Annotated in this window: 7 protein-coding genes; 6 read left to right on the top strand and 1 reads right to left on the bottom strand. The window is 68.8% G+C overall.

Annotated features, from left to right (window positions below):
• The 3 genes from JHC99_RS11025 to mscL form a co-directional block, all read left to right on the top strand.
• Positions 1-418 (top strand): S1 RNA-binding domain-containing protein (locus tag JHC99_RS11025; RefSeq protein ID WP_292154204.1); only part of this gene is annotated, 418 nt, incomplete at its 5' end.
• Positions 419-649: 231 nt separating this feature from the next.
• Complete coding sequence (locus tag JHC99_RS11030) at positions 650-940, top strand: integration host factor subunit beta (protein WP_292154205.1); 291 nt, start codon at positions 650-652, stop codon at positions 938-940.
• 110 nt (positions 941-1050) lie between these two features.
• Positions 1051-1470, top strand: a complete 420-nt coding sequence (mscL, locus tag JHC99_RS11035; RefSeq protein ID WP_292154207.1) for a large-conductance mechanosensitive channel protein MscL — start codon at positions 1051-1053, stop codon at positions 1468-1470.
• On the opposite strand, the gene JHC99_RS11040 is transcribed toward mscL, so the two are convergent.
• Positions 1461-2594 (bottom strand): N-acetyltransferase, encoded by a 1134-nt coding sequence (locus JHC99_RS11040; RefSeq protein WP_292154208.1) that lies wholly within the window; start codon positions 2592-2594, stop codon positions 1461-1463. The two genes, mscL and JHC99_RS11040, sit on opposite strands and share 10 nt — an antisense overlap.
• A gap of 183 nt (positions 2595-2777) precedes the next feature.
• Here JHC99_RS11040 and JHC99_RS11045 point away from each other — a divergent pair, with 183 nt between their 5' ends.
• From JHC99_RS11045 to JHC99_RS11055, 3 genes are all read left to right on the top strand, one after another.
• Positions 2778-3440 carry a hypothetical protein gene (locus tag JHC99_RS11045; protein ID WP_292154209.1) on the top strand — a complete coding sequence of 221 codons (663 nt, stop codon included), beginning with the start codon at positions 2778-2780 and terminating at the stop codon, positions 3438-3440.
• The gene (locus tag JHC99_RS11050; protein WP_292154211.1) at positions 3358-4983 is read left to right on the top strand and encodes a DNA polymerase Y family protein; all 1626 of its coding nucleotides are present in this window, start codon (positions 3358-3360) and stop codon (positions 4981-4983) included. The genes JHC99_RS11045 and JHC99_RS11050 overlap by 83 nt, the downstream gene beginning before the upstream one ends.
• Positions 4980-7828: error-prone DNA polymerase (locus tag JHC99_RS11055; protein WP_292154213.1), on the top strand; the 2849-nt coding region annotated here is incomplete at its 3' end. The genes JHC99_RS11050 and JHC99_RS11055, both read left to right, overlap by 4 nt.

Below are 7828 nucleotides of genomic sequence, written 5' to 3' on the forward strand. Positions count from 1 at the left end.
CGACGTCGAGAAGGAACGCGTCTCGCTCGGCATCAAGCAGCTGGGCGGCGATCCGATTGCCGAAGGCGACACCTATCGCAAGGGCCAGACGGTCACCGTGACCGTCACCTCGATCGAGTCGGGCGGCATCGAGGTCAAGTTCGGCGAGGATGACGCGCCGGTCACCAGCTTCGTGCGCAAGTCGGACCTGAGCCGCGACCGCAACGAGCAGCGCACCGAGCGTTTCGCCGTCGGCGACCGCGTCGATGCCCAGATCACCGCCGTGGACAAGGCCTCGCGCCGCATCTCGGTGTCGATCAAGGCGCTGGAAATGAAGGACGAGGCCGAGGCCATCGAACAGTTCGGGTCGTCCGATTCCGGCGCTTCGCTGGGCGACATCCTGGGCGCCGCCCTGCGCGAGAAAGCCAAGCAGGACTGATACTCGGATTACTTCCTAAGACCGAAGAGGCGGCCGGAGCGATCCGGCCGCCTTTTTCTTTGCAGTCAAACGATCTCGACTGTGTACGGTGAGTGACATTCACCATCTTTGGAACCGTATGTGACCTTTCCGGGCTTTTTCGCGCGCCCGGCGAAGGTTAGGGTGTTTCGTGGGCGCAGGGGACGGCGACCACACACGCTCCTCGAGGGCTGGCAAGGTGAGGTCCTGCGCATGATCAAGTCAGAGTTGATCGAAAAGCTGGCGGCTGAGAACACGCATCTGACCCATGCCGAGGTCGAGCGCGTGGTCAATGTCGTGCTGGGCCGAATGACCGATGCCATGTCCGAAGGCGGGCGGGTCGAACTGCGCGGCTTCGGTGCCTTTTCCGTGCGCTCGCGTCCGGCGCGTGCCGGACGTAACCCCCGCACCGGCGAGACGGTCGATGTCCCGGCCAAGTCCGTGCCCTTCTTCAAGAGCGGCAAGGAGCTGCGCGAGCGGCTGAACGCCTCGGGCGACGCCTGAGATTTTTGTCAGCCTGCCGTGCGTCGCACGGCTTGAGGCCACACAAGGGTTGAAACACCTGGCGAAGCGGTTTTCACTGGCCTGAACCACAGGCCAGCCAGGAAAAGCCCATGAGCCTCGTCTCCGAGTTCCGCGAGTTCGCGATCAAGGGCAATGTCGTCGATCTGGCCGTGGGCGTGATCATCGGCGCGGCCTTCAACGGCATCGTCAAGAGCCTGGTCGATCAGGTCGTCATGCCGCCGATCGGCCTGCTGACCGGCGGCATCGACTTCTCCAAGCTGGAATGGGTACTGCGGCCCGAGAACGGGGCGACCGAGGAGATCGAGAAGGTCTCGGTCATGTACGGCGCCTTCCTGAACACGGTGATCCAGTTCGCGATCGTCGCCTTCGTGGTCTTCATGATCGTCAAGGGCATCAACAAGTTGCGGCGCCAGGAGGCCGAGGCCCCCGCCGCGCCGTCCGCGCCCACGGCGACCGAGGCCCTGCTGATGGAAATCCGCGACGAGCTGAAGGCCCGGCCTCAGGTCTGACGGGCAGGGACTGGCGTCCTTTCGCCGCGTTTTTTCCGCACCGGCACGGGTCGCTGGCAGAAGGCGTGATCAGCGTCGAAGGGCGTCGGCGACCAGGCGTGATGGTCGGGTCCGCCCGCGTTGAACCGCACATGGCTGTGGCCCCAACCGCCTTCGCGCCGCGCGCCCGCAGCCCACGGGCCCAGACGGCGCAGCAGATCTTCGCCCAGAACCTGTAGACGAACCTTGGCGGCTCCCAGGGCTCGACCTTCGGCCATCAGGGCCTGCATCAGGGCGGGAATGGCCTTGGCGTCGCCTTCGAGGGCGACGAGGTCGAGGATTTCCAGGATTGCGGGCTCGATCGGATTGGCCTTGGCCATCAGGGCCATCGCATAGCCGGTGATGACGCCGTCGCGCCGGAAGGCGACCATCACCGGCGGGGTCTTCTGGTCCGGATCGGCCATGCGCCAGCGCAGAATCTCGGGGCTGCGGTCGGCAATCAGCCGGCCCTCGGCCTTCAGCGCCTCCCAGAAGGCCGCATAGTCGGACCGGTCGCCGAGATCGGTGACAGGCGAAACCTGCGACGGCAGGCGGGGCGTGCGGGGTGCCCCGAGCCGGCGGTGCATGAACCGCTCCCGGTAAGGATCTGTCAGATGCGGTGCGCGCTTGACCGCCTCGCGCAGGACGCGCCCGTGCAAACAGTCGATCGGATCGATGATCCAGGACAGTTTCAGGTCGTGAGTGCGGGGTGGCCAGGCGACCATATCATGGCGGCCATAGAGGGGTGCCGAACGGCTGTTGGCGTTGAAGGTGTAGGCGGCGAAGACGTGGGGTTGTCGATTGAACACCTTCAGCAGTTGGCGGCTGGCACCCCGGACGCTGGGCGGCACGATGATCGAGAAGCCGGTCGCGCCGTGGAACAGGACGTCGTCCTTCCAGAAGCGCTGGATCAGGTTGCCGACGAAGGCAGCCGGGGCACCCGCTTCATCCGTCACGACCCACCCCGTCGGGGCGTCGATGTCGGCGCGCGCCGGGTTGGCGTCGAGCCAGGCCCAGCCGGCCTTTGAACGCTCTGGCCACCAGACGGACCGGTGCAGGGCGTTGACGGTGTCTATGTCGGCGGGGGTGAAGGGTCGGGTCGTCATGGGGGTATCCATTTCCTGTCCTGGGACAGGGCGGGGGTTCAGGCGGGAGTCACTGCATCGATCGGACCAGAACACCATGACACGTAAAGGTTGAAGTCTGCTTTCCAACAGGAAGCGGAGCGATTCAGGTTTGACTCTGCGGCGGCCGGAACAAATAATGAACATTCAGGTTTCGAGCCCATGATGACCGTTCCGTCCCTTGCCCCGGATGCCGCCTGCCCTCCCCATTGCGAGGGGCTGGAAGAGGTGTGTGCGGCCGGTGTGCGGGACATGGCGGGGGCCCTGACCTTTGGCCTGGTGCGATTGCCTCACGAGGATCGAAGGCCTGTCCTGATGGCGCTGGGGCGGACATGGCGGAGCGAGCATGGCCGCCCTTACGGGCCGGGATTGCTTGGCGCCGGGGCCAGGGACAGGGCGTCGGGCATGATCGTCGCCCATGTCGCCGGCGAGGCCGAGGGGCTGTGGGTCATGGAACAGGCGCTGCGATCGGGTGCGGTCTCGGCCGTCCTGGCCACGGTCGAGGAGGCGACCCTGGCCCAGACGCGACGACTGGAGTTCGCGGCGCGCGACGGGGCCTCGGCCGGTATCCTGTTGCGGCGGACGCAGGGGGGATTGAGCGCGGCGCGGCGACGGTGGCGGATCACAACTCTGGCGAGTTTCGGGGCGACACATGACGGACGCGCGCCGGGGGGATTTCGTCTCGATGCGGAACTGACCCGCAGCCGTCAGGAACGGCCGGGGATCTGGCGACTGGAGCAGGATGATGAGACGTATCGTCTCCGTCTGGCTGATCGACTGGCCGGTGACGGTCTGGGCGAACGGGGCCGGACGGGTCTCGCCGCCTGAGACCCCTGTCGGCACACATGAGGGGCCGCCCTTCGCCCTGATCGGACGCACCAGCCGGGGCGCGGTGATCCACGCCCTGAACGCTGCGGCGCGGGCGGCCGGCCTGTCTCGCGGCCAGACCCAGGCCGACGCCCGCGCCATCCTGCCCGCGCTGGAGTGCCGCCCCGCCGACCCCGACGCCGACGATCGGGCGTTGCGGGCCCTGGCCGTCTGGGCCGAGCGGTGGTCGCCGTCGGTCACGGTCGACGCCTCCCCGGACGGGCTGGAGGGTCTGTTCATGGACGTGACCGGGGCGGCGCACCTGTTCGGCGGCGAGGCGGGGCTGCTGGAGCAGGTCGAGCGCCGCATGGGCCAGGCCGGCGTCCGCGCCCGCGCCGCCATCGCCCCCACGCCCGGGGCGGCCTGGGCCGTGGCGCGCCATGGTTCCGCCGCCCGCAATGCCCGGGTGGTCGCCGGGCCTGCCCTGCGCGACGTCCTGTCCGGACTGCCGGTCGAAGCCCTGCGCATCGATGCCGCGACGCTGAAACAGGCCCGGCGGTTCGGCCTGTACCGGATCGGCGACCTGTATCCCATGCCGCGGTCCGGGCTGGCGCGGCGGTTTCGAGAGGTCGACGGCGCGGGTCTGGTGCGCCGGCTGGACCAGGCCCTGGGTCTGGCGGCCGAGGCCATGGACCCGACCCGGCCGCCGCCCAGATATCGGGCGTGGGAGGCCTATGCCGAGCCGCTGGGCGACACCGCCGGGGTCGAGGGACGGGCTCCGGGCCTGATGGCCGATCTGGCGGCGGCGCTGGAGAAGGACGGCCAGGGGGCGCGGGCCCTGACCCTGACGGGGTTCCGCACCGACGGCCAGACGCGGGGCCTGTCGATCCGGCTGGGCACGCCCGGCCGCGACGCGGGCATCTGGATGCGGCTGTTCCGCGAGCGGGGTTTCGAGCGGATCGACCTGGGGTTCGGCATCGACGCCCTGATGCTGAGCGCCGACCTGACCGAACGGGTGACGGCGCGCCAGATCTCCACCGAGGACGAGGCCGCCGCACGCCATGCCGAAAGCCTGGCCGCCCTGATCGACCGGCTCTCGGCCCGGCTGGGCGAGGCCGCGATCCAGATCGCCGAACCGAACGGCTCCTGGCTGCCCGAACGGGCGGAACGCTGGCGACCGGCGCTGGGTGCCCGCCCGGTCCCGGTCAAGAATGACAGCGGGGATCGCCGCGCCCGCCCCATCCTGATGCTCGATCCACCCGAGCCGATCGAAGTGGTCGCCGAACTGCCCGATCGGCCCCCGGCCCAGTTCACCTGGCGCCGTGTCGCGCGCCGGGTCACCCGCGCGGACGGCCCCGAACGCCTGTCGCCCGAGTGGTGGCGCAGCGCCTCGGACGGTGCAGGTCCCCTGCAACGCCAGCCCCGCACGCGTGACTACTACCGGATCGAGGACGACCAGGGCCTTCGCTACTGGCTGTTCCGCGAGGGCCTCTATGGCCGTGAATACGCCGGGGCGGCCGAGGAGCGCGCGCCCTCGTGGTGGATGCACGGGATGTTCCCGTGAGCCCCTCATCACAGGTCTGGGCCGGCGACTACGCCGAGCTCGGCGCCATGACCAACTTCAGCTTTCTGGAAGGGGCGTCGCACCCCGGGGAGATCATGTTCCAGGCGAAATCCCTGGGGCTGGCGGCGGTGGGGGTGGCGGACCGCAATACCCTGGCCGGAATGGTGCGGGCCCTGATGGGGGGCGAGGATGCGGACATCCCCCTGGTCGTCGGGTGCCGGCTGGGCTTCCTCGACGGGAGCGAACTGATCGTCTTCCCGCGTGACCGGGCCGCCTATGGTCGGTTGTGCCGACTGCTGACCCTGGGCAAGAGCGAGATTCTGGCGGACCCGCCGCCCCCCACGACGAACGTGGTCGCCCTGCGACCGGACACGGCACCGGCCGCCACCACCCCCGACCGCATCACCAAGGGCGAGACCCGGCTGACCTTCGACCAGGCGGTGGCCCATGGCGAAGGCATGATCGCACTGGCCGTGGCCCCGATCGATCCGGACGCGGCCTTCGAGGCGCGGCTGAAGGCGTGGCGCGAGGCCTGGCCCGACACCCTGTACCTGGCCGCCCAGCCGCTGTGGCGCGGCGACGACCGGGCGCGGCTGAACCGGCTGGCGGCGATGGCGACCCGGACGGCTGCGCCGATGATCGCCACCAATGCGGTGATGTACCACCACCCCGACCGCCGCCCCTTGCAGGACGTCCTGACCTGTATCCGCGAGGGCACCACCATTGATGCGGCGGGCCTGCGGCTTCAGGCCAATGCCGAGCGGTTCCTGAAGCCTGCGGCAGAGATGGCGCGTCTGTTCAGGGGTCACGAGGCGGCGCTGGAGCGAACCATGGAGGTGGTGCGGGCGTGCCGGTTCTCCCTGCGCGAACTCAGCTACGACTATCCGGACGAGCCCGTTCCGTCGGGCTGGTCGCCTCAGCGGTGGCTGATCCGGCTGACCTGTCTTGGAGCCCGCGATAAATGGCCTCGCGCCAAGGGGCCGGTTTCGACCCATGTCGTGCGGACCATCAGGAAGGAACTGCGGCTGGTGCGCCAGCTGAAGTACGCCCCCTATTTCCTGACCGTCCACGACATCGTCGACTGGGCCCGGGATCCGGAGCGGGACATCCTGTGTCAGGGGCGAGGGTCGGCGGCCAACTCGGTCATCTGCTTCTGCCTGAAGATCACCAATGTCGATCCGACCAGCCAGAACATGCTGATCGAGCGGTTCATCTCGGCCGACCGGTCCGAACCGCCGGACATCGACGTCGATTTCGAGCACGAGCGGCGCGAGGAGGTGATGCAGTATGTCTATCGCCGCTATGGCCGCGACCGGGCCGGGATCGTGGCGACCATCATCCACTATCGGCCGCGCTCGGCGATCCGCGATGTGGGCAAGGCGCTGGGCCTGACCGAGGACGTCACGGCGCGACTGGCCGACACCGTGTGGGGCTCCTACGGGTCCGAGGTCAAGGACCGGGACGTGGACCGCGCCGGGTTCCAGCGCGACGACCCGCGGTTCCAGATGGCGCTCGACCTGACCGCCGAACTGATCAAATTCCCGCGCCACCTGTCCCAGCACGTCGGCGGCTTCGTCCTGAGCCAGGGTCCGCTGTGCGAGATCGTGCCGATCGGCAACGCGGCCATGGCGGACCGCACCTTCATCGAATGGGACAAGGACGACATCGACCATCTGAAGCTGATGAAGGTCGATGTGCTGGCCCTGGGGATGCTGACGGCGCTGAAGCGGGCCTTCGACATGATCGCCGTCGACTATCGCCGGCCCCTGGACCTGCACTCGGTGCCGAGAGAGCGGGGCAAGGTCTATCGGATGCTGTGCCGGGGCGATTCCCTGGGCGTGTTCCAGGTCGAGAGCCGGGCCCAGATGGCCATGCTGCCGCGCCTGAGGCCCGAGGTCTTCTACGATCTGGTGGTCCAGGTCGCGATCGTCCGTCCCGGCCCGATCCAGGGCGACATGGTCCATCCCTATCTGAAGCGCCGGGCCGAACGGCGGGCGGCGCGGACGGCGGGAGTACCCTTCGTCATCGACTATCCCCGCCCGGCACCCGAGCACGGTCCGCCGGATGAGCTCAAGCTGGTCCTCGACAAGACCCTGGGCGTGCCCCTGTTCCAGGAACAGGCGATGAAGATCGCCATGGACGCCGCCCAATTCTCGTCCAGGGAGGCCAACGGTCTGCGCCGGGCCATGGCGACCTTCCGGCACATGGGCACGATCGGCCATTACGAGGCGATCTTCGTCGGCCGGATGATCGAGCGCGGCTATGATCCCGTCTTCGCCCAGAGATGCTTCGACCAGATCAAGGGGTTCGGCGAGTACGGCTTTCCGGAGAGCCATGCCTGTTCCTTCGCCCATCTGGTCTATCTCTCGGCCTGGGTGAAATGCCTGTATCCCGAGGTATTCGCGGCCTCGCTGCTGAACAGCCAGCCGATGGGCTTCTATGCCCCGGCCCAGATCGTGCGCGATGCGGTCGAGCACGGCGTCGAGGTCCGGCATCCGGACGTCAACGCCAGCGACTGGGACTGCAGTCTGCAGCGGCGGCGAAAGGGGCGGCGGCGCGCCCTCCGCCTGGGTCTGCGGTCTATCGACGGCTTCCGGCGGGACTGGGCCGAGCGGATCGTGGCGGTGCGGGGCGAGGCGCCGTTCGTCGATCTGGAGGACCTGCGGCTGCGGGCGAAGCTGCCACCGGCGGCGCTGGATCGGCTGGCCGAGGCGGATGCCTTCGGGTCGCTGAAGCTGTCGCGGCGACAGGGGATGTGGGCCGCCAAGGGGGCACCACCGGCGTCCTCGGCCCCCCTGTTCGAGGCCATGGGGCTGGACGAGGCGGACGGGCGGCCGCCTCGTCC

Source organism: Brevundimonas sp. (assembly GCF_016463485.1).
Classification (GTDB): domain Bacteria; phylum Pseudomonadota; class Alphaproteobacteria; order Caulobacterales; family Caulobacteraceae; genus Brevundimonas.